Annotated in this window: 17 protein-coding genes and 1 tRNA gene; 16 read left to right on the forward strand and 2 right to left on the reverse strand. The window is 62.4% G+C overall.

The features are described from left to right. The first annotated feature begins 115 nt into the window (after positions 1-115). The 9 genes from ACW4QM_RS05605 to ACW4QM_RS05645 all read left to right on the forward strand — a co-directional run bounded on the left by ACW4QM_RS05605 (position 116) and on the right by ACW4QM_RS05645 (position 9,898). Complete coding sequence (locus ACW4QM_RS05605) at positions 116-1,696, forward strand: FAD-dependent oxidoreductase (RefSeq protein ID WP_114548553.1); 1,581 nt, start codon at positions 116-118, stop codon at positions 1,694-1,696. A gap of 200 nt (positions 1,697-1,896) precedes the next feature. Then, on the forward strand, positions 1,897-2,601 hold the full coding sequence (locus ACW4QM_RS05610; RefSeq protein WP_173115421.1) for a nuclear transport factor 2 family protein: 705 nt from the start codon (positions 1,897-1,899) through the stop codon (positions 2,599-2,601). Between the two features lie 158 nt (positions 2,602-2,759). Continuing rightward, complete coding sequence (locus ACW4QM_RS05615) at positions 2,760-3,665, forward strand: LysR family transcriptional regulator (protein WP_173114758.1); 906 nt, start codon at positions 2,760-2,762, stop codon at positions 3,663-3,665. Positions 3,666-3,826: 161 nt separating this feature from the next. After that, positions 3,827-6,313 (forward strand): molybdopterin-containing oxidoreductase family protein, encoded by a 2,487-nt coding sequence (locus ACW4QM_RS05620; RefSeq protein WP_173114755.1) that lies wholly within the window; start codon positions 3,827-3,829, stop codon positions 6,311-6,313. 15 nt (positions 6,314-6,328) lie between these two features. After that, positions 6,329-6,949, forward strand: a complete 621-nt coding sequence (locus ACW4QM_RS05625; protein WP_114548557.1) for a 4Fe-4S dicluster domain-containing protein — start codon at positions 6,329-6,331, stop codon at positions 6,947-6,949. Between the two features lie 15 nt (positions 6,950-6,964). Then, positions 6,965-8,167 carry an NrfD/PsrC family molybdoenzyme membrane anchor subunit gene (gene nrfD, locus ACW4QM_RS05630; protein WP_157012473.1) on the forward strand — a complete coding sequence of 401 codons (1,203 nt, stop codon included), beginning with the start codon at positions 6,965-6,967 and terminating at the stop codon, positions 8,165-8,167. A gap of 229 nt (positions 8,168-8,396) precedes the next feature. Beyond that, positions 8,397-8,855, forward strand: a complete 459-nt coding sequence (gene tnpA / locus ACW4QM_RS05635; protein ID WP_455798257.1) for an IS200/IS605 family transposase — start codon at positions 8,397-8,399, stop codon at positions 8,853-8,855. Positions 8,856-9,147: 292 nt separating this feature from the next. Next, the gene (locus ACW4QM_RS05640; protein ID WP_157012474.1) at positions 9,148-9,483 is read left to right on the forward strand and encodes a hypothetical protein; all 336 of its coding nucleotides are present in this window, start codon (positions 9,148-9,150) and stop codon (positions 9,481-9,483) included. Further along, positions 9,470-9,898, forward strand: a complete 429-nt coding sequence (locus ACW4QM_RS05645) for a DUF4405 domain-containing protein (RefSeq protein WP_279056242.1) — start codon at positions 9,470-9,472, stop codon at positions 9,896-9,898. The genes ACW4QM_RS05640 and ACW4QM_RS05645 overlap by 14 nt, the downstream gene beginning before the upstream one ends. 222 nt (positions 9,899-10,120) lie before the next feature. On the opposite strand, the gene ACW4QM_RS05650 is transcribed toward ACW4QM_RS05645, so the two are convergent. Together ACW4QM_RS05650 and ACW4QM_RS05655 are read right to left on the reverse strand one after the other, a co-directional pair. Beyond that, positions 10,121-12,760 carry an excinuclease ABC subunit UvrA gene (locus ACW4QM_RS05650; protein WP_455798258.1) on the reverse strand — a complete coding sequence of 880 codons (2,640 nt, stop codon included), beginning with the start codon at positions 12,758-12,760 and terminating at the stop codon, positions 10,121-10,123. 63 nt (positions 12,761-12,823) lie between these two features. Beyond that, positions 12,824-12,899: transfer RNA gene (locus ACW4QM_RS05655), tRNA-Thr, on the reverse strand. Positions 12,900-13,255: 356 nt separating this feature from the next. On the opposite strand from ACW4QM_RS05655, the gene ACW4QM_RS05660 reads away from it, so the two are divergent. From ACW4QM_RS05660 to ACW4QM_RS05690, 7 genes are all read left to right on the forward strand, one after another. Next, entirely contained in the window at positions 13,256-15,526 is a 2,271-nt protein-coding gene (locus ACW4QM_RS05660) for a MurT ligase domain-containing protein (RefSeq protein ID WP_455798259.1), read from the forward strand. Positions 15,527-15,756: 230 nt separating this feature from the next. Continuing rightward, positions 15,757-17,457 carry an LCP family protein gene (locus ACW4QM_RS05665; protein ID WP_223900965.1) on the forward strand — a complete coding sequence of 567 codons (1,701 nt, stop codon included), beginning with the start codon at positions 15,757-15,759 and terminating at the stop codon, positions 17,455-17,457. A gap of 232 nt (positions 17,458-17,689) precedes the next feature. After that, entirely contained in the window at positions 17,690-18,478 is a 789-nt protein-coding gene (locus ACW4QM_RS05670; RefSeq protein ID WP_022741238.1) for an exodeoxyribonuclease III, read from the forward strand. 136 nt (positions 18,479-18,614) lie between these two features. Next, positions 18,615-19,085, forward strand: coding sequence for a 23S rRNA (pseudouridine(1915)-N(3))-methyltransferase RlmH (gene rlmH / locus ACW4QM_RS05675; RefSeq protein WP_302404902.1), 471 nt, complete (start codon positions 18,615-18,617; stop codon positions 19,083-19,085). Between the two features lie 192 nt (positions 19,086-19,277). Beyond that, complete coding sequence (locus ACW4QM_RS05680) at positions 19,278-21,740, forward strand: molybdopterin-dependent oxidoreductase (protein WP_455798260.1); 2,463 nt, start codon at positions 19,278-19,280, stop codon at positions 21,738-21,740. Positions 21,741-21,747: 7 nt separating this feature from the next. Continuing rightward, the gene (locus ACW4QM_RS05685) at positions 21,748-22,308 is read left to right on the forward strand and encodes a 4Fe-4S dicluster domain-containing protein (RefSeq protein ID WP_455798261.1); all 561 of its coding nucleotides are present in this window, start codon (positions 21,748-21,750) and stop codon (positions 22,306-22,308) included. A gap of 120 nt (positions 22,309-22,428) precedes the next feature. Next, positions 22,429-23,127: a Crp/Fnr family transcriptional regulator gene (locus ACW4QM_RS05690; protein WP_455798262.1), complete on the forward strand. Its 699-nt coding sequence runs from the start codon at positions 22,429-22,431 to the stop codon at positions 23,125-23,127. Positions 23,128-23,132 lie beyond the last annotated feature (5 nt).

Genomic DNA, 23,132 nt, shown 5'->3' on the forward strand with positions numbered 1-23,132 from the left:
GAACAGCCATCATGAAACGTGATAGAGAATCGCGCATTTGCATTTAGCTATCGGCCTGGCGCCAGCGCACTATGGGGTCGTGCCGAAGGGCGACTAATGTAAGGAAAGGGGAAACATGAATTTGAACGAAGGTCTCAATCGCCGTAGCTTTCTGAAGGGCGCGGCCCTCATGGGTGGTGCCGCCGCTTTTGCCGGCATGGTTGGCTGCGCGCCCCAAACGTCCGCTTCTCAGGAACTGAGCTCCACGAGCGATTCGGCGTGGGACAAAGAAGTGGACGTTGTGATCGCCGGCGCCGGCGGCGGTGGCCTGGCTGCGGCCGTTGAGGCCTCTGCGGCGGGCAAGGAAGTTGTCGTGTGCGAAGTGATGAGCAGCGCCACCATGTCCAATTCAGCCCTGTGCGCCGGTATGATTCAGGGTGCTTGCACGAAGCTGCAGAAAGAGGCCGGCATCGATGATTCGGTCGAGGAGTTCGACAAGTATCTGACGGCCGTGGCCGAGGGCTTCGAGAACCCCGAGCTGCGCCGCCTGTATGCCGAGAAATCCGGCGAGACTATCGACTGGTTGGCCGAGCAGGGTGCGGCCCTTTCCACCGATCGCCTGTCGACCCAGGGAACCATGGTCGACTACTACACTGACGTGACGCCGGCTGTGGCGCGTATGCATCAGAACGCCGACGGCATCGGCGCCGGCTTCACCGAGCCGCTGCGCAAGAAGGCCGAGGAGCAGGGTGCGGAATTCATGTTCGATACCCAGGTCACGCGTTTGCTGACCAACGCTGACGGCGAGGTGGAGGGCGTTATCGTCGCAGATGGCGGCAAGGAGCAGCGCATCAAGGCGCGTCTGGGCGTCATCCTGAACACGGGCGGTTTCTCCCGCAACGCCGACATGGTGCGTAGCTTCATGTCGCCGGCCATGCCGGGCATGTTTAACGACCGCCCCGTCATGGGCTCCTATGGCTCGCCGTGGCAGCAGGGCGACGGCATTATGATGGCCTGCGCGCTCGGTGCCAAGCTGGTGAATCCTTGGTGCGCCTACAATGTGGCCCCTGGTCTGGAGCGCAAGGTTGAGGATAATTCCGCAGGCTACATTTCCATGCCGGGTATATTTGTTTCTACTGACGGCCAGCGCCACGTTCTGGAGAGCGGTCGTCCCACCGAGAACGTGGTGGGCGATGTTTGGAAGCAGCCGAACGGTTATGTGTGGAACATCTGGGATCAGGGTCTCGCGGACGCGACGGCTGATTTCGGCGGCCCTGTCATGTACTGCAGCGATGGATTCGAGGAAGAGCTTTCCGGCGGCTATATCGTCAAGGCCGACACTGTGGAAGAGTTAGCGGCGGCTCTTGATTTGGATGCGGACACGCTTAAGAAGACTATCGACGACTTCAATGAAGGTGCGGCCGCCGGTGCCGATGCCTTGGGTCGCCAGGGCGCAATGCCCCTGATGCAGCCGCCTTTCTTCGCAGGTCGCGTCATCGCCGTTTCGCCCGATACAGCTGGCGGTGTTGACGTGAACACTAACACCCAGGTGCTCAACGTGTTCGGCGAGGTTATCCCGCGCTTGTACGCGGTGGGCAACATGGTCGGTGGCTTCAAGGGCAAGGTGAACGCCGGCTGCGGCCAGGCGCTCGGCTGGACCTACACCTCCGGTCGCATCGCCGGCCAGCACGTAGTCACGCTGGAACCGCTTGCATAACTACTTCGATGCCGCCCACCAAGTTCCCCCTCCCGCTTGGTGGCGCGGCGCAATGCGAATGGGGCTGGAGATGGCATTCGCTAGCCCCATCATATCGATAGTACGAATTGACCAAGTTCGAACAAGAGTTTTTAGGGAGCAGGAGCATGGGAAGCTTGGGACAAAGGTTCCAGCAAATAACTACGAAAGGGGTTAACAAAATGGATCGTCGCAATTTCTTGGCAGGGGCTGCAGTTGCCGCAGGAGCAGCAGCATTGACTGGAATGACGGGCTGTGCCACGAACAATGATCTTCCGTCTACCGGTGACGTGGATTTGAAGGCATTGGCAAAGGAGATTGACCGCTTGGCGTCCATCGAAGAAATTCGAGCTCAGCTTTTCAACTATATTCAAGCTGTCGATCGCATCGACTACGAGCTGGGTTACAGCGTCTTCGCTGAAGACAGCTTGCTTGACTACGGTTCGTATTACTATGATATTTTCCCCAACATGACGGGTCGTCAGTTCATCGATAGCTGCTTGGGCGATCATCTTAACGGTTGCAAGTGGACTCATCACATGTACTCTGCCATGCGAATCGATGTGAACGTCGACAATGGGACGGCTGGTTCCAGCACCTATGGGCACATCAATCAAATTTTTTCGCCCGATGGCAAAGCACAGGCAACTGCCGTAAAAGACGCAAACCCAAATCCTGGTGATGTCTTGGCTCACCAACGAGTACGTTACAACGATCTTTGGGAGAGGCGCGATGGGAAGTGGGTCATCGTTAAGCGTACGGTGTCCTACGATATCCCCTATAACGAGACCATTGAAGCCAAGGCGGGCGTGAACGCGGAGAATTCCTATCGCGGAGATGAGTACAAAAAGGATCCGTCCTACGAAGCGTTTGCTTACGGTGCTTAAATAGTTTTAACACTCATATGGTCTGGGATGTTAAGCTTTAACGAGCCGGCATCAATGGAAGGTCCGTCCTTGTGCGGGCCTTCCATCGTATTGGCTGGTGGCTAAAAGCCACTCGTTTCTGAATGAGCGCTCGAGGTGTCACGACGCGAGGAGGGGCTGTGGACATTCAGCAGATCAAGTACTTTTCTCGGGTTTATGAGATGCGCAGTTTCACGCAGGCGGCCGACTCGCTGTTCATTTCGCGGCAGGCATTGCGCAAGTCGGTGGCGCGGTTGGCACAGGAGATGGGGGAGCCGCTGTTCGAGAACCGGGGTAACGTGCTCTTCCCCACGTCGGCGGCCGATCTGCTGTTCAGCGCCTCGCGTCCGGTGTTGAGTGCGTTCGCGCAAATGGAGGCCGAGTTGAACCTCGGCAAGCTAAAGAGCCAAGGGATCGTGCGTTTTGGGCAATCGGTGGAGGCAAGCGACGTTATGACCTCGGGCGAGATGAGACAGGTCATCGACTTTTCCTCGACAAGCGAGCTCGTGACTAAGGGAATGCGCTTCACCGAAGCAAACTGCGTGGAGCTGCGCCAACAAATCCTTGAGGGCGATCTTGATTATGCGAGTCTTATCGCCACCGTGGTGAACGAGTCCCTCTTTGATTACGACACGGCCATTGGGGGACGCATCCACATCGCCGTCCGTACTGATGATCCCCTTGCTGAGAAAAGCTTCATACGCCTCGAGGATTTGGAAGGACGTCCCTTCACCTCTCAAGGAGCTGGATTCGATGTGCACGATCGCCTGGTGGAGGCGACCGAAGAGCGCGGTGTCAAGCTTAACATTGTGTGCACGCGTTCGGGTTTGCACAATCGGCTCGAAATGGTGCAAACCGGGGTGACGCTCACCTATGCCTACCGCGATCTGAGGTTTCCCCGCGTTGCACCAGACGTGGTGTGCATTCCCCTTGAAGAGTCTCCCATGAAATGGTTCTACTGCACCATTGCGAAGAAGGGGCTTGGCGATCCCTATTTGCTGCGGTTTTTCAGCGGCAAAGAAGATTTCGTCCTCTGGAAGGACTGACGGCGGTTCGTCTCCATATCTAAGCGAGCTCCTTCGTAAACCAAAAGCTCCCGGCGAACAACTTAAAGATTCTCCCCTCAAGCCTCGCGCGATTTCAGAATGAGGCCAGAAGATGCCCGTCAATAACGCGACGGGTACACGAGACGAGGAAAGGGGACATCTTGGAGTCTGTTCAGAACACGACGGGAGCTCTAACGCGAAGAGGGTTCCTCAAGACCACGGCCGCGGCCGCGCTCGTTGCGGGCGGCGTTTCGGCTGCGGGGTTCGCGGCCCTTACGCCCAAGACGGCTTCGGCCCAAAGCGACGAGAAGATCTGCACGACCTACTGCAACGCCTGCATGGGTTGTCCGCTGGAGGCCGTGGTGCGCGACGGCAACGTGGTGCTCACGCGCGCCAAGGAGATCGAGGGCGCGCCCATCGACCAGAAGCGCATGTGCGCCCGCGGCGCCTCCATCCCCACGCTCATCGTGCAGGAGAAGCGCATCCAGTACCCCATGAAGCGCGCCGAGGGCACCGAGCGTGGCGCCGGTCAGTGGGAGCGCATCAGCTGGGACGAGGCCATCGACACCATCTGTACGAAGATCAAGGAGTACCAGGCAGAATTTGGCTCGGGCAGCGTGTGCTCCTTCACCTACGGCACTACCGAGCCTCGCAACATGTACAATCTCAACCGTTTGGAGAACGTGGCCCAGTTCTCGCACCAGAACCGCACCACCGACTTCGCGCTCACGCAGGGTACCATGTACACGGCGGGCGGCTTCTACTATCAGGGCGGCGTCGACATGGATCTCGTCTCCCAAATGAGCACCTTTGTCGTGTGGGGCCATAACCCCATCGTGTCCTGGCCTAACGCCTGGCACTACATCGCCGACGCGATTGAGAATAACGATTGCAAGCTCATCGTCGTCGACCCCAACAAGAACACCATCGGACAGAAGGCCGACTTGTTCGTGTCGCTGCAGCCCGGCACCGATGCCGCGCTCGCTCTCGGTTTGGCGAAGATCATCGAGGAAGAGGGCAAGACGGATGATGCCTTCATGCAGCAGAAGTCCTGCGCCCCGTTCCTCGTGAAGGAGTCCGACGGCCGCTTCCTGCGCAAGAGCGACTTGGAAGAGGGCGTGGCGGCCGATGCCGACGACTTTGCCGTGTGGGACGAGGCCACGAATGCCATGGGCTACGCCTCCACGGCGCAGAACCCCGTGCTGCGCAAGAAGGGCATCGAGGTCGCCGGCCAGCGCTGCAATACGGCCTACAGTCTGCTCATCGACCGCATCAGCGAGTATCCCATCGAGATGGTGTCCGAGGCGACCACCGTTCCCGAGGAAACCATTCGCACCTTCGCCGACCTACTTTGCCGTCCTGGCATGGCCGACATCTTCCAAGGCTATGGCATCGACCATTACGGGCACGGTTTCAATACCATTGCGGCAGTGAGTGTTTTGCGTATTATGCGCGGTATGGTGCCTGAGCCCCGTATGAGTTACCCGCTTAATTCCAGCGGCTTCGATGAGACGGAAACCGAGCATCCCGCTATCGTCCAGTCGCTGGGTACCTTTATGTTCAACGACCTGCTCGACACGGGAAAATACACATTCCCGGGCGTGACCGCGCACATGGGCGAGCAGGTGATGGAGCTTCCCGATGTCACGGTAGAGCAACCGCTCAAGATGCTCATCTCTTTCGGTGCGAACATCGTGAACTCAGCTCCCGACCGTAACAAGACCATCGAGGCGTACAAGAAGTTCGATTTCCTTGTGACTGCCAACATCGAGTGGTGCGATACGGCCGACATTTCCGATATCGTGCTGCCGGCGGCCACCATTCAGGAAGTGGGCGGCCCCATTGGCATGAACGGCTGTCTGGTTTGGGCCGATAAGGCCGTCGAGCCGAAGTTCGAGGCCAAGTCCGACTACGACATGGCGAACCTCATCGGCCGTGGGCTCGGCTTGGACGAGTGGTTCCAAGAGGAGTTCGACGAGGGCATGAAGCACGTGGTGAACACGGCCATGAGCGCCGCCATGGGCATCGATGCCGACAAGCTGAAGGAAGCCGGCGTGATGTACGTGGGCGCCGTTCCCATGCCGGCCTACATGACCATGACGGGCAAGCTGCAGTTCTATCAGGAGAACCCTGGCCCCATCGAGAACTACGGCCAGCCCATGGATCCCGCGAGCATCGCGCTGCCCCATTGGGAGCCGCCCATGGAGGCGTGGCCCGTCACAGCCGGTGGCTTCGATGCCAACCCCCTGGCCGAGAAGTACCCGCTCATCGTGACCGCCGGCACCCGTCGCTTCCGCGTGCACTCCTACTACGGCCAGAACCCGCTGCTGCGCGAGATGGAGATCAACGAGCCCTGTGTGCGCATCAATCCCGTGGATGCCGAGGCCCGCGGCATCGAGGACGGCAGCTACGTGCGCCTGTTCAACGACCGCGGCCATGCGGTGGCCAAGGCCACCTTCAGCGCCGGTATTCGCCCGGGCTGTCTGGATATCGACCGCGGCTGGCAGCGCTCCCAGTACCTAAGCGGCTGCAATAACGACCTGACGAGCAAGCAGATTGTGGACTGGACCTGCCCCACCTACGCCTACCACGATTGCCTCGTGGAAATTGAGCCGTGGGACGGCGTGGTGGCGGAGTCTCAGGAATAAGAGGAGGAGGAACCCATGAGATACGGAATGGTCATCGATCTTAAGCGCTGCTCTGGCTGCAAGACCTGCTCGGTCGTGTGCAAAGTGGCCAACAACATCCCCAACGACATTATCTGGAACCGCGTGCTCACCGAGGGCGGCAACGCGCCTGACACGGCTGGTGGCACCTGGGACAATCCCGAGATGCAGCACTGGCCCGTGGCCTGCCAGCACTGCGAGAACCCTGCCTGTACCAAGGTGTGCCCGGTGGGCGCCACGTGGAAGGACGAGCAGACGGGCATTGTGCGCCAGGACTACGACAAGTGCATCGGCTGCCGCATGTGCCTGGCCGCCTGCCCCTACACGGGTGTCCGCTCGTTCAACTGGGAGGAGCCGGCCTACTACGCCGACTTCGCCCTGGGCGACGCCGATGCTGCCAAGCACGAGAAGCACACGGTGGAGAAGTGTATCTTCTGCACCCAGCGCGTGGCCCGCGGCGAGCAGCCGGCCTGCGTGGCCGACTGCATCGGCCGCGCCCGCCACTTCGGCGACCTGGACGACCCGAACTCCGAAGTGTCCAAGCTTTTGGCCAGTCGTGAGTACACGCAGCTGCACGCCGAATTCGGCACCAAGCCCTCTGTCTATTATCTCGTCTAGGAAGGGAGATACGCTATGAACGATGCGAAAGGAAGCGCCGCGTCTCATCGCGGACTGACCGTGGGGATCATCGCTTGCGCGGTGGTGGCTGTCATCGGCGTTGCCCTGTGGATGGTGCAGCTGTCCGGTGGCATGATTCAGACCGGCATGCGCAACCTCGATTCCTGGGGCTTCTACATCACCCTGTTCATGTTCTTCGTGGGCCTGTCCGCCGGCGGCCTCATCATCAGCTCCATCCCCAACGCCTTCGGTATGAAGGGCTTCGGGGACATCTCGCGGGTGGCCATTTGGACGAGCATCTGCTGTACCTGCGTGGCCATCGGCTTTGTGGTGGTTGACTTGGGCGGTCCCTTGCGCCTGTGGGAGCTGTTCGTCTATTCCAACCTCTCATCGCCGCTCATGTGGGACATCATCGTGCTTTCCACCTATCTCATTCTCTCCATCGTGTATCTGTGGGCCTACCGGCGCGAGGATGCGGGGAAGATGTCGCACACCGCCATCCGCGTCATCTCCATCATTGCTCTGGTGGTGGCGGTGGGTGTGCACACGGTGACGGCTTGGATCTTCTCGCTGTCGGCGGCCCACGAGTTCTGGCACACCGCCCTGATGGGCCCGTGGTTCGTGGCCTCAGCGCTGGATTGCGGCACGGCGCTCGTGCTCATCGTGGTCATCGCCCTGCAGAAGGCCGGGCGTCTTACCATCGAACGCTCCTCCATGGTGAACCTGGCGAAGATGCTCGCGGTGTTCACCTGCGTCGATCTGTACTTCTTCGCCTGCGATCTGCTGACGAGCGGTTTCCCCGGCGGCGAGGGCGCCAATGTGGTGGCGATGCTGGTCACCGGCCCCTTGGCGCCGTTCTTCTGGACGCAGATCGCCTGCATGGTGCTGGCCTGCGTCATCCTGTTCGTGCCGCGCCTGCGCACCAAGGGCGGCGTGGTTCTCGCCTCGGCGCTCGTGATCGCCGGTGTGTTCTGCAAGCGCTGCGAGATCTTGGTGGGCGGTTTCCAGATTCCCAACATCGAGTTCGCCGACGTGGCCAACCATATGACCATCACGAACTGGGAGTCCGGCATGTCGCTGTTCGGCTATCAGGGCCTCGTGTACTGGCCGACCCCCTTGGAGTTCGGCGTAGCCCTGGGCGTGGTGGCTCTCGGTGGCTTCCTGCTGCTACTGGGTCTGAAGTACCTCCCCCTGCACCTTAAGGAGAAGACCGCCTAATCGGCTGCTCCGGTACAAGATAGCTCTCTCTTCGAAGAGCCGCAGGCCCCGCAGCTTGCGGCTCTTTTGTTGTTCAGGCTCGTGAGCCTGCACGGCGCGCGAAGCGCGGCGGGCAAAAAACCACCCGCTATGCGGGTGCGCGTCGAAGGCTCCGCCCTTGCGTCAAAACGCCGCCAGTCGGGATACGATACGGGTGTTCAAGTCGTATCAGCCCGGAAAGGCGGCCGTTTTGGCAAACAAGGCACACAGCCTGTCGCACACGAAGTGGATGTGCAAGTACCACATCGTGCTCACACCGAAGTATAGGCGCAAACTGATATACAGCCAATACAGGGATTCGCTGGGCGAGATATTCCGCAACCTGTGCAGGTACAAGGGGGTGGAGATAATCGAGGGGCACCTGATGCCCGACCACGTCCACATGCTGGTCAGCATACCTCCCAAGATCAGCGTGTCCAGCTTCATGGGCTACCTCAAGGGCAAGAGCGCGCTCATGATGTTCGACAAGCACGCCAACCTCAAGTACAAGTTCGGCAACAGGCACTTCTGGTCCGAGGGCTACTACGTGTCGACCGTCGGCCTGAACGAGGCGACGATAGCGAAGTACATCAGGGAGCAGGAGGCCCACGACATCGCGCTGGACAAGTTGAGCGTCAAGGAGTACGAGGACCCGTTCAAGAGGAAGTAGGGGAGCCCCTTTAGGGGCTGCCCGGTAGTACGAGGGCCGCTTTGTGCGGCCCGCGAGAGACAAGGGCGGTACGGCTTGAACGAAGTGAGAGGCAGCGCCTTTAGACGCTGCCGGCCCCCCTCGGCCTTATAGGCCCAGAGCAAACCACCCCTTTGAGGGGTGGTTCATGATTGGGAAGGAAAGGAAGAGGAAAGGGTACGCGGTGAATTTGAGTTCGAAAGAAGCTAAGCGGTCGCGGGGGCAAAGGTCGGCGAGAAAGAGGCTGCTGGCCGCTGCGGTCGTAGGTGCCGTCGTGGTCGGTGCGGTGGGGGTGGGGTTTGCGGTTGCGCCGGATTCGGGGCTGCATCCCCTGACGGCTGACGTTGCTTGTCCGGTAGCGGGTTGCACGAACGGTGCGTGCCACGGATACGACGCCGTTCCCGAGCCCGACGGGCACAGCGAGATGCGCTGCCCCGAGGCTGGCTGCACATCGGTCGAGTGTCATGGGTGGGAGACGCTCGCGAGGCGCTACCACCAGGCCTCCGACATGTCTTTGAATCTGTGGATACTCATGCCCATAGTGCTGGTGCTGGGCCTTTGGGTGGTATCGCGTCGTTTGTCGAAAGGGGAGCGGCATGCGGGCGCCTAAGGTCATTTTCGATATTGTGTTGCTGGCTCTCTATTTGGTGGCGGCGAACCCGGCGTTGACGGGAGTGCCCTTTCACGAATATCTTGGGGCGGGCATCTTCGTGCTCATGGTTGCCCATGTTGTGGCGAGCGGTGAAGGCCTGGGCGGCCGCGGTCGTTGGGCGCAGCGCGTGCTCAACGGGGCGTTGCTGGTCGCGCTCGCGTTCTGCGTCGTATCGGGAGCTATGGTGTCGGGGACGCTGCTGCCTTCTTTGGGCTTCTATGCGACGGGCTACTATTTCTGGGGCCCATTGCATGCCCTATCCGCCAAGGTGCTGTTGGCCGCCCTGCTCGTGCATGTTGTTCTGCGCGCACCAGGGGCTCTGGCGGTGTTTCGTCATCGGGAAGCGCAGGTGGAAAAAAGGGTTAGTGGTTGAATGTGCGCGGAGCTTGAGTTTGTGTGCAGAATTTTGCGATTGGTAGACCTCCTGAAGCCAAATCGGACTCGAATGAGTCTTCCAATCGCAAAATCCTGCACAAATTAGAGCCATGGGATGCTGCCAATCGCAAAATCCTGCACAAAAGCCTATGAAGGCCGTGCGCCGAATGTCCTTGTGCGATAGTTTGGAAGGTGCCAGTGGTGTTTAGCCGGCATTCTATTATTCCAACTCCCTTGCCAGGTAGCGGCCGGTGAGACTGTCGGAGTTGGCAGCCACTTGGGCCGGAGTGCCCTCGGCGACGATGCGGCCGCCGGTCTCGCCGCCGCCGGGCCCCATGTCGATGACGTAGTCGGCGTTGGCGATCATGTCCAGGTCGTGCTCGATGACCACGACGGTGGCGCCGTGCTCGATGAGCTTCTGCAGCACGCCGATGAGCGTTTCCACGTCCAGCGGATGCAGCCCGATGGTGGGCTCGTCGAAGATGAAGAGGGTGTCGTCCTGGCTGCGGCGCATCTCGCTGGCGAGCTTCAGGCGTTGGGCTTCGCCGCCGGAAAGCGCTGGCGTGGCCTCGCCCAAAGTGAGGTAGCCCAAGCCCAAATCGTGCAGGATCTGCAACTTGTCCCACACCTTCTTCAGGTGGGCGAGCGCGGAAAGCGCCTGGTCAACGGTGAGAGTGAGCACCTCGGGAAGCGATAAAGTGTGCACGCTTTCGAAATCGCCGGCGTGGCTGTAGGCCGTTGCCGGGCTCTCATGGGAGGCGGACTCATGGGCCGCGTTGCGCTCCATTTCGGCGTCGGTGGACAGTTCGACGTCGCCTTCGATGGCCATTTGGATGGCGTAGGCCTCCCGCCCGTAGCGGCTGCCGCGGCAGTCGGGGCAGGGGATGTCCACGTCGGGGAGGAACTGCACGTCCAGGGAGATCTGTCCCGTGCCGTCGCAGGTGGGGCAGCGCAAAGATCCGGTGTTGTAGGAGAACGCCCCGGCTTTCAGCCCCTGCTCCTTGGCGTTCGGCAGGGCGGCGAAGGCGCGGCGCAAATCGTCCAGCACGCCGGAGTAGGTGCCCACGGTGGAGCGCACGTTCACGCCGATGGGCGTGGCATCCACCAGGTCGACCCGCGCGATGCCCGGCGCGTCCACGGACAGCACATGCCCTGGCAGTGTCGTGCCGGCCAGTGACGCCTTCAGCCCGGCGACGAGGCTTTCCAGCACGAGTGTCGTCTTGCCCGAGCCGGATACGCCGGTCACGCAGGTCAGACGCCCTTTCGGAATGCGCGCTTCCAACGGATGCACGGTGTGGATGGCGTCGGTCTCCAATGCGATGGCCCCTTCGTCGAAAAGATGCTCGGGCGCGACGGGCGTGCGCACCCGCACCTTCGCCGTTCCCGCCAAAAACGGCCCGATGCGACTGACTGGGCTCGCTTCCACGTTGGCCACCGACCCCTGGGCGATGACGCGGCCGCCGTCGGCGCCCGAACCGGGGCCGATCTCGATGAGGTGATTCGCGTGGCGCAACACGGCCACGTCGTGATCCACCATCACCACGGAGTTGCCGTCGGCCAGAAGGTCGTCCATGACCCCGAGCAGCCCCTCGATGTTCGCCGGGTGCAGCCCGATAGAGGGCTCGTCCAGCACGTAAAGGACGCCGGTGGTGCGGCTGCGCACGGCGCGCGTGAGAGCCACGCGCTGGCGTTCGCCGTTCGAAAGCGTCTCGCTGGCGCGATCGAGGGTGAGGTATCCCAGCCCCAGCTGCTCCAGCCTTTGTATGGGCTCGGTCGTCTCGCTCGTGATGGAGTCGCACATCGGGCGCATTTCCGCCGGCAGCCACGGGGCCACGGTGGGAATCCAGTCGCGCAGCTCGTCCAGCGACAAGGCCGTCACCTGGGCGAGGTTGCGCCCGTCGATGGTGGACGTGCGCGCCTTCTCGGACAGCCGCGTGCCGTGGCAGTCGGGGCACACCGACTCGCACAGGAACTTCGCCACGCGCGCCATGCCCTTCTCGTCCTTCGCCTTTGCCAGCGCGTTTCTCACGGTATTCACGGCGCTGTAGTAGGTGAAGTCCAGCTCGGTGGCATGGTCTTTGTTCTTGGGAACATACAGAATGTGGCGCTTTTCCATGGGGCCGTGCAGTACGATGTCCTTCTCGGCATCGGTCAGATCCTTGTAGGGCACGTCGGTGCGCACGCCCATCTCGCGGGCCACCTGGGGCATGAGCGACCACATGAGGTTGCGCCAGGGGGCCACGGCGCCCTCTTCCAGGGTAAGGTTGGGATCGGCGATGAGCGTGGACTCGTCGATGTCGCGCACAACGCCGGTGCCGCCGCAGGTGGGGCAGGCGCCGCCGCTGTTGAAGGCGAGATCCTCGGCGGAGGGGCCGTAGAATTCCACGCCGCAGGTGGAGCAGGTGATGGGCAGATCGGCCGCCACGTTCAGGGTCGGCGCGTTCACATGCCCGTTGGGACACACGTGGCAGCCGAGGCGCGAGAACATGAGACGCAGGTAGTTCAAAAGCTCCGTGGAGGTGCCGAAGGTGGAATGGACGCCGGGAATGCCGGGCCGCTGGCGCAGGGCGAGGGCGGCAGGCACGTGCAGCACCTCGTCCACGGTAGCGCGTCCGGCCTGGGAAATGCGCCGGCGCGTGTAGGTGGAAAGCGCCTCCAGGTAGCGGCGGCTGCCCTCGGCGTATAGAACGCCCAGCGCAAGCGAGCTTTTGCCCGAGCCGGAGACGCCCGCAATGCCCACGAGCTGCCGCAGCGGCACGTCCAGCGAGAGGTTCTTCAAGTTGTGCACCCGCGCCCCGCGCACCTCAATGGCGGTAGGCTCGGTGAAGGCAAGAGGCGTGGCGGTTTCGATGTGTTCCATGGAGGCTCGATTCTCGCGCGATATGCAAAGCGCCCCGCGGCGGGGCGGGGCGCTTTCGAATTCTGGAGCCAACGAGCGGATTCGAACCGCTGACCTACGCATTACGAGTGCGTTGCTCTACCAGCTGAGCCACGTTGGCGAGAGTGCTTCTTGCGAAGCGGCTGTTTAGTATAGCGAACTGGGCGATGCTGCGCAAGCATTTGGAGCTGCGAATTCCTCTTTCGCGCACAACGGTGAAGGTGAATTGTGCCGAATTGTGCCGAATTGTGCCGCCTTCGGGAGTGGCGGCCTTCAATGGCCCTTCGGCACTTCAACATTTCGGCTGAATCTGGAAAGGCCGTGGGTTGAGGCGGGGGAGGGCGCTCCAACGCTATACTGGTCGCCATCGAAAAAACGGGGAGTGTGGCTTGAAACTCGCGGTGTGGTAGCACAGTCAAGCCGCTTAGGGTGACCTTGAGCGCGGCCGCCTCCTCTTAAGAGCAACGAGGTGCATTCATGAGCTTGAGGTTTTCGCTTGCGAAGGCGGCCGGCGCCGTTTCAACCTGGGGGCTGCGTCATGTGGCGAGGCGGCCTGCGGCTAATCTGCCGGGGAAGATCGCGCTCGCCATTGATCCGTCGCTGCTCGACGAGCTGCGCGGCAAGTGCGCGCAAGGCTCGGTCATCACCGTGGGCACCAACGGGAAGACCTCGACGAACAACCTGCTTGCCGACGCCTTCGAAGCTGCCGGGTGCACTATCATCTGCAATCGCACAGGGGCGAATCTGGCTGCGGGCATCACCTCGGCGCTTCTGCAGCAGCCGGCTGCCCAGTGGGGCGTTTTCGAATGCGACGAGCTGTGGCTCGCCCACGTGCTGCCCCGCCTGCGCTCGAACTATGTGCTGCTGCTGAATCTGTTCCGCGACCAGCTCGACCGCTGCGGCGAAATCGACCGCATCCAAACGTCCATTGCGGGGGCGTTGGCCGCCTCGCCGGACACCGTGCTCGTGTACAATGCCGACGACCCGCTGTGCGCCCGCATTGCCGACGAGGTGCCCAACCGCACGGTCGCCTATGGCCTGGACGAGTCCATGGGCCTGGCCCAGAACACCGTGACCGACGCCCAGATGTGCCAGAAATGCGACGGCATGGTGCGCTACCATTACCGCCAGTACGGCCAGCTCGGCGACTACTTCTGCGACCAATGCGACTTCGCGCGCCCGACATTGGACTTCGCCGGCCGCGACATCGCCATCGGCCCCGCTGGCGTGACCATGGAGGTCTGCGGGCCTGCCGGCTGCGAATCGGTGCACACGCCGCAGCCGACGCCCTACGCCGCCTACAATCTCGTGGCCTCTTATGCCCTTTGCCGCGAGGCGGGCATTCCCACGGCCGATTTCCAGCGGGCCCAGGATGCTTTCAACCCGCGCAACGGGCGCCTGCAGCGTTACCGCCTCGGCGGTCGCGACGTGCTGCTGAATCTGGCGAAGAACCCCACGGGCTTCAATCAGAATTTGAAGATCGTAGAAGCTGACCAGGGTCCCAAGATGGTGGCCTTCTTCATCAACGACCAGGTGGCCGACGGCCATGATATCTCGTGGATTTGGGATATCGATTTCGAAGAGCTTGCCGGACAGCCGGGCACGGTGGTGTTCGCTGGCGGCTCCCGTGCCCACGACCTGGCGGTGCGTTTGAAGTACGCCGGCATCGAGGCGGCGGTGATCGAGAACATCGAAGACGCCTTCTCCCGCCTGGGGGCGCTTGTGGCCGCGGGCACCCTGCCGGCCGACGCCGCCGTCTACGCCATCGCGAACTACACGGCCCTCCCCCAGGTGCACGCCGCCCTGAACGCCATGGAAGCCGCCGAACCCGCTGTCGCCCCCGCCCCGACGCCGGCCCCGATCGCCGAGGCCGCCGGCGCGAGTGCCGCTCCCACCTCGTGTCATCCTGAGCGCAGCGCCGAAGGCGCGGAGCCGAAGGATCCCGCAACCTCCGAGCCTTCCGCAACTCCCGCCTCTCTCGCATCTGAGGAATCCCCTGAGCCCCCCGTCATCATCGCCCATATGCTGCCCGACCTGCTGAACCTCTACGGCGACGGCGGCAACGTGCGCATCCTGGAACAGCGCCTGCGCTGGCGCGGCATCCCCGTGGAAGTGCGTCGCATCCAGCACGGAGAGGCGGTGGACTTCTCCCAGGTCGACCTTGTTTTCATGGGCGGCGGCCCCGACCGCGAGCAGAAGCTTGCCAGCGAGCAGCTGCTGGCGATGCGCGACGAGCTGGCCGCCTATGTGGAAGGAGACGGCCCGCTACTTGCCATCTGCGGGGGCTACCAGATTCTCGGTCGCCAGTGGCTGTGGGGCGACGAGCTTGTGCCCGGCCTTGGCCTCATCGACATGGAGACGCGCCGCCCCGGCACGTCGGCCGACCGTCTCATCGACAACATGGTGCTCGAATCTCCGCTGGCCGCCCATCCCGTCGTGGGCTATGAGAACCACGCCGGCCGTACCTACCTGGGCGAGGGCGTGGAAGGTTTCGGCCGCGTCGTGTCCTCCTGCGGCCACGGCAACAACGATGACGATCGCGTGGAGGGTGCTCGCTACAAGAACGTCGTGGGCACCTATTCCCACGGGCCGCTGCTTTCCAAGAACCCGGAAGTGGCCGACTGGCTGCTCGCCCGCGCTCTCGAGCGCCGGACGCAGCGCACCGGAACCCCGGCCGCCGATCTCGCTCCTCTTGATGATAGCGCCGAGCTCGCCGCCAACGCCTCCATGGTCAAGCGCCTGTCGTAGGAGACGCTTCAATGCTGATGCTCCTGCTCGGCGCATCCGTGGCGAAGTTGTGGGCAATCTGCCGTTCTCCTATGGCTTTTCACTGGTAATGGGGCCCATTTTGTTGCGCCGTTCGGCAATTCTTTGCCAAAATGTTACTTCGAATTGAGCAATTCTTGGCTTTGCGGCGCTGTGCGGCTTGCGGTTCTGCTTGCCAGGAAACACGAACCACGAAAGCGAGACCTTCCAGGATGGCCGAAACTCCAGGCAAGAACAACCCCCGCGCGCAGCACGCATCTCAGCCCACGGGGAAGTCGAACAATCCAAGGCATTCGCAGCCTGTCGGCGCCAACAACCCCCGCAACTCCCAGCCCATAGGGAAGGTGACGAACAACCCCCGTCATTCTCAGCCGGTGGGGTCGAATAACCCGCGCCATTCTCAGCCCGTCGGCTCGAACAACCCGCGGCACTCCCAGCCGCTTCCCAAGCAGCCTGCCCTCGAGGGAACGGTGGCCGACGCCATGCCGGTGCTGCCTCCCATGGCCGAGCCCAACCCCTATTCCCGCGGGGCCACGGGCGACGACTACGCGAAGGATCGACGCCGCAAGAAGCGCAAGCGCATTCTGCTCGGCGTGCTGGCCTTTGTGTTGGTGGGCGTCCTCGGGGCAACGGGGGCTGCCTGGGCTTATATCTCTGGCATCGAGCAGGAGATGAACGAGGACATCACGCCTGAGGTTGTGGAAGCCCTGGAGGCGCCGGCCGAATACGACGGTGGCACCTTCTACATGCTGCTCATGGGCACCGACAAGTCGGCCGCTCGCGAGCAATCGACCCAGTATGCCGGCGATACCTTCCGCTCCGACTCGATGATCCTCACGCGCGTCGATCCTCAGAACAAGAAGGTCACCATGGTGTCGATGCACCGCGATACCGAGATTGAGATCGAGGGCTACGGTCTGCAGAAGCTGAATGCCTCCTACGCCATCGGCGGCCCGGCGCTTGCCATCAAGACGGTTTCGCAGATGGCCGGCGTGCCCATTTCCCACTATGCCGAGATCAACTTCGACGGCTTCGAAGAGGTCGTTGACGCTCTGGGCGGCGTGGAAGTGGACGTGCCGATGGAAATCAACGACGACGAGGCCGGCGGCCATGTCGATGCAGGCGAACAGACCCTGACCGGCGAAGAGGCGCTCATTTTGTGCCGCTCGCGCCACTCTTACGACGAGTACGGCGACGGCGACCGCTACCGCGCGGCCAATCAGCGCCTGGTGCTGGGCGCCATTGCCAAGAAGATTCTCTCGGCCGATCCGGCTACTATGGCCAACACCATCAGCGCGCTTTCCCAGTACATCACTACCGATTTCAAAGTGGGCGATATCGTGGCGCTGGCCACCTCCATGCAGGGCATCGATCCGTCGAAGGACATCTACTCCGCCATGGAGCCGACGATCAGCGAGTATAAGAACGACACGTGGTACGAGCAGCTTGACGTGGCGGCGTGGAACACCATGATGGGCCGCGTGCGCGAGGGGCTTCCGCCCACCGAGGCCGATGAGGTCGACGAGTTGAACGGCACCGTGCTCGCTAGCGTTGGCGACGGCAAGGCGGCCGCGAGCGACAGCGAGGGCGTGCAGGGCGCAAACGGCACGCAGCGCCAGACTTTCGGCGAGACGCGCACGGGCATCGTCACTATCAAGAACGGCAACGGCATCAACGGCGTGGGCGCCGAGGCGCTCGAGCGCATCAAGCCCCTCGGGTATACCGCCGACGCCTCCAACGCGAACAGCTTCAGCTACGAGGAGACCGTGGTTGTCTTCGACACACCCGATCAGCGCGTTTACGCCGAGGAGCTCATCGACGCCCTCGGCTGCGGCCGCGCCGTGCAGAACACTGACGGCGAGTACGTCTACGACGGCGACTTCCTCATCCTGATCGGTAGTGATTGGCAGTAGTGGGGTTCCGCCCGCCCTGCGGGACGGGCGGGCCTACCGATGCTGCGGTTCCGACAGGCACCTGGCCTTGGCCCTTGTTTTGGGCTCGGCGCGGCACAAAGGCCGCTTGGCCCAAAGGCGGGCCAATTCCAGGCACCTGCCGCAACCTCGCTGACTTCCTTGGGCGAACCTGTGGTAAAACAGGGAATGGCGTATGTTGGCATAGATTTCTGGAATCGACCCGAGGAGTCCCATGCGATTTGTTTCGTGGAATGTGAACGGCATTCGTGCTGTGCTGAAGAAGAACTTCCTGGAAGTGTTCGACGCCTTCGACGCGGATATCTTCGCCATTCAGGAGACGAAGTGCCAGGTGGGTCAGGTGGAGTTGGACTTGCCGGGCTACCACCAGTACTGGAGCGCCGCCGAAAAGAAGGGGTATTCGGGCACGGCGGTGTTCACCCGTGAGGAGCCGCTGCGCGTGCTGCACGGTTTGGGCAACGAGTACCTGGACGCCGAGGGGCGCATCGTGGCCTGCGAGTTTCCCCAGTTCTGGTTCGTGAACGTGTACACGCCGAACTCCCAGATGGAACTTGCGCGCATCGACCATCGCATGGAATGGGACGACGCGTTCCGCGACTTCTGCAAGGGGCTCGAGGCCGGCGTGCTGCCCGACGGCAGCGCCAGCGATCCGAAGCCGGTGGTGATGTGCGGCGACTTCAACGTGGCGCATGAGGAGATCGACCTGAAGAACCCGGGCCCCAATCGCGGGGCGTCGGGCTTCTCCGATGAGGAGCGCGGGAAGTTCACCGAGCTGGTGGACGCCGGCTTCACCGACACGTTCCGCCTGCTGCACCCCGATGAGACGGGTCGCTACAGCTGGTGGAGCTATCGGTTCCGCGCCCGCTCGACGAACGCGGGATGGCGCATCGACTACTTCCTCGTGAGCGATGAGCTGCGCGATAAGGTGGTGGCGGCGAGCATCTACGACGACGTGGAGGGCTCCGACCACTGCCCCGTCGGTTTGGAGCTCGACCTCGACTAGGTCCATTGCTGCAGGCTGATTCCGTAGGGGCAGCCCCTGGGCTGCCCTTGCTCCCGGCAACGATGCCGCCCGGAACCGAGGGCGGCGCAAGCACCGCCCCTACGCAAAGAGTCGCCAAGGAAAGGAGCCCATCGTGTTGAAGATAACCGTCGTTGCCGTGGGCAAGCTGAAGGAAAAGTTCTGGACGGCGGCCTGCGACGAGTACTTGAAGCGGCTGCGCCCCTACGCGAAGGTGACCGTGGCCGAGATCCCCGACGTTGACCCGGCCCGGGCCGGCGGCGTGGAGGCGGCCCGCGAGCGCGAGGGGGCAGGCATTCTGGCGGCGGTGCCGGAAGGCGCGCACGTCATCCTCATGGCCATCGAGGGAAAGCAGCGCTCGAGTGTCGACTTCTCCCGCCACCTGGACGATTTGGCCCTGCGCGGCGCAAGCGAGCTCGCGTTCGTCATCGGCGGTTCCGACGGTGTGAGCGATGCGGTGCGCGCCCGGGCCGACGAGACGTTCTCCTTCGGCCCCATCACCCTGCCCCACAACCTGGCCCGCGTCGTGCTGCTCGAGCAGCTCTACCGCGCCTTCAAAATCTCCCGTGGCGAGCCCTACCACAAGTAGGGTCTCTTCTCGACGTCCAGTCAAAAGTGGGAAAGCGTTCTGCCCAATGTTGGGCAGAAGCCCGGCTGCCCTCTTCCTATACTGGCCTCATTCGCCAAGAGGGGGCGCAATCATGAAGGATGAACCCTCCTCTTTCAGGCGATTTAGCGTTGCAATGCGCATCGCTGCTCTTACGAGAGAAAGAGGAGGAGTATGGAAGAGAAAGAGCAATTCGCTCCCACCGAGATCGTGAAGGACGGCAAGGTCACCCGCCGCACCTTCGTGAAGGGCGCGGGATGGCTGACCATCACGTCCGCCATCGGCGCCAGCGCCCTTGGCTGCGCACCGTCGAAGCAGGGCGCCGAGGAGGAGCCCCTGGCCGAGACCGGCCCGGTGGCCGATCCCGAGGAGGGCTTCACCTACAAGAGTGCCTGCTGCTCGGTGAACTGCACCTCGCGCTGCCACCTTCGCGCTCGCGTGAAAGACGACAAGATCTACACCGTCACCCCCGGCCAGATGCCTGGACGCGACGACTACGCCAACTGCTGCCTGCGCTCCATCGGCTTGGGAACGCGTACTCACGATGAGAGCGTGCGCGTCATGCATCCCATGAAGCGCACCGGCGAGCGCGGCAGCGGCGAGTTCGAGCAGATCACCTGGGAGCAGGCCATCGACGAGATCGCCGAGCGCATGGAGGCCACCAAGGCGCAGTATGGCCCTAAGGCTTGCGGCTTCTACTCGTTCACGGGCAACCTGTCGAAGCTCTCCTGGGAGGCACCCACCCGTTTTGCTGGCACCTATGGCGCCACCGCCTTCGACATCGAGGGCATTATGGGCGACCATGGCGCCACCATGGGCATGACGCTCTGCTTCGGCCAGGGCCGCGGCGCCCACGACACGCGCGACTACCTGAACTCCAAGATGGTGGTGCTCTGGGGCCGCAACGTGGCCGACACCCACACCTCCGAGTTCCGCTACCTTGTGAAGGCTCGCGAGAACGGTGCCAAAATCGTCGTCGTGGATCCGCGCCTGTGCTCTACGGCGGCCATCGCCGATCAGTGGATCCCCATCAAGGCCCAAACCGACCCGGCTCTGGCCCTCGGCATGATGAACGTCATCATCAGCAAGGATCTGCACGCGAAGGACTGGCTCGTTGCGAACTCCGTGGCACCGTTCCTCGTGCGCGAGTCCGACGGCGCCCTCTTGCGCGACGGCGAGGGCGAGGACGCCGCCTGGATGGTGTGGGACACGGCCGCGAACCAAGCGGTGCCCAACACCACCGAGGGTGTGACGGCTGCGCTTTCCGGCACCTTCGAAGTGAACGGCGAGGCCTGCCGCACCGCCTTCGACCACCTGTGCGACGAGGTGTCCAAGTACACCCTGGAGTACACCTCCGAGATCACCGGGCTGGATCCCGAGGTCATCGAGACCTTCGCCATGGATTACATCAACGCCCAGCCGGCCGGCATTCGCATGGGCCAGGGTATGCAGCGCGTCTACAACTCCCATTCGCCCTTCCGCACCGTGGCCACGCTGGCCGCCGTGGCCGGCTACATTGGCGTGGAAGGCGGCGGTGCGTCTCATGCGGGCGGCACGGCGTCCATCCGCTCGACCCCCGGCGTCACCATTCCGGCGTTCAACTATGACGAGTGGGCCGACACGGGCGCCAACGAGGTGAACATGGTGAAGAGCTCGACGCTCTACGACCAGATCATCACCAAAGCCCCCAATCCCATCGACTTCATGTGGTTCGCGAACTCGAACTTCATCAACATGAGCCCCGATGCCAACAAGATCATCAATGAGGTGCTGCCCAACATCTCCACCATCGTGACGGTGGATCCCTACTGGACCTGGACGGCGAAGTACTCCGATTATGTGCTGCCGGCCTGCAACTACTGGGAGAAATGGGACTTCCTCGATCGATCGCCCTGGGTGTTCTTCCAGAGCCCCGCGGTGACGCCGGCTGGCGAGAGCAAGTCCGACGTCGAGATCATGTCGCTTCTCGCGGCCAAGGTGGGCCTGGGTGATTTGTGGTCGAAGACCGACGAGGAGTGGGTGCGCAGCTTCGTGAACGAGGAGCATCCGGCTTGGGAGGGCTTCGATTTCGACAAGGCCGTGGAAGAGGGCATCTGGGGACGTCCCGACGGCATCTACGACTCCCAGATCGTCTTCGCCGACGGCGTGTTCAAGACGCCTTCCACGAAGTTCACGTTCTACAACGACGATCTGGTGGAATTCGAGGAGGAAGTGCCCTGCTACAAGCCCATGTTGGAGGATCCGAAGGGCCCGCTCGGCGAGAAGTACCCGCTCGTGTTTCTGCAGTACCACGACCGCATGAACGTGCACACCCAGCACATCGGTATTCCGGCGCTGGCGGGCATTCAGGACGAGCCTCTGCTGGAGATGAACCCGGTGGATGCCAAGGCCCGCGGTATTGCCGACGGCGACGTGGTGAGTATCACAAACGATCGTGGCGCCTGCAAGATGAAGGTGTTTGTCACCGAGGGCATCGTGCCCGGTACGGTGGCCACCCAAAGCGGCTGGACTCCCGACTACACCATTGAGGGCAACTACCAGACGCTGACCCACTTGACGTTGAACCCCACAGAAGAGCACATTTCCCAAACCTGCACGGCATTCTACGACGTGCTGGTGGAAGTAGAGAAGGCGTAGGTGCGACATGGCTAAGCAATATGGAATGGTGATCGACACGACTCGCTGCATGGGCTGCCAGACCTGCGCGGTTGCCTGCAAGGTATCCAACGACGTGCCCGGCGAGCTGTATTGGGCCCATGTGGAAGGACTCGAGGGCGATCTGTACCGCCCGACGGGCACCTTCCCGAAGGTGAAGATGAACTTCCGCCCCACGCTGTGCAACCACTGCGCCGAACCGGCCTGCGTGGCCAACTGCCCCACCGGCGCCATGGCGAAGCGCGAGGACAACGGCGCTGTGGTAGTGGATCAGGACGTGTGCATCGGGTGCGGCACCTGCGTGAACTCGTGCCCCTACGGGGTGCCGCAGATTGACGAGGCGGCCGGCGTGTCCTCGAAGTGCACGATGTGCTTCGATCGCTTGGACAACGACCATCGTCCCTGGTGCGTGCAGGCCTGCCCGGCCGAGGCCCGCATTGTCGGCGACCTGAACGACCCGGAAAGCGAAGTGGCGAAGTACATCGCCGAGAAGGGCGCGGTGCCTTATCTGGAAGAGAACGGCACGACGCCTTCGGTCTATTACGTGTAAGCCCTCCCTCCCGCAGGGGCAGCGACTGAGCGTCGCTGCCCCTCTTCGCTTCGAGGGAAGGCGCTTTGGTACAATGAGATCGCGGACGTGGGGGATCGGACGCGAGAGGGGAGGGGAACTATGACGTGGACGGGAAAGAACGAGGTGCTCGACGAGGTCATCAGCCGCGCCGAGCTAGAGCGTATGCTCGACGAGGCGGGCGCCACCTATACGTCCCGGCGCATTCCGGCCGGTGCCATGGTGTTCTGGAACGGCGAGCCGGATGGCAACCATTACTATGTTGAAAGTGGCTCGGTGGAGCTGTACGGCGTCGATGCCGCTGGGCGCAAGAAAGTCATCGACCGCTACGGTCCCGGCATGTTCTTCGGATTCCATATTCTGCGTGACACCAATCTGACGATGTCGACGGCGCAGTGCTTGGAGGACAGCCGCATTCTGGCCATTCCCAAGGAATCGTTCTTCAAGCTGCTTCGCGGAGGCTCGGATTTCTCCGAATACTGCGTGCGCTATTTGTTCGGGCTTTTGTCCATGCAGACCAATGAGATGCTGAACCAGTCGTTCTACGTGACGGCCCAACGGGTGCCCATGCTGCTCGCCAAGTTGGCGGCCGAGCGTCTTGCCGAAGGCGCGGCGCAGCAAACGGTGGTGCTTCCCTACAGCAACAACGACATCGCCGACATGCTCGGCGTGAGTCGCAACTCGGTCACCTCGGTCGTCTCGCGCTTGCAGGCCCAGGGGGTCATTGAGAAGCAGCGCAGTGCCATTCGCATCATCGATGCGCAACGCCTCGCCGAGATTGCCCAGCTCGAGCAGGAGTAGCGGGC

This window comes from Adlercreutzia sp. CNCM I-6207, assembly GCF_977072305.1.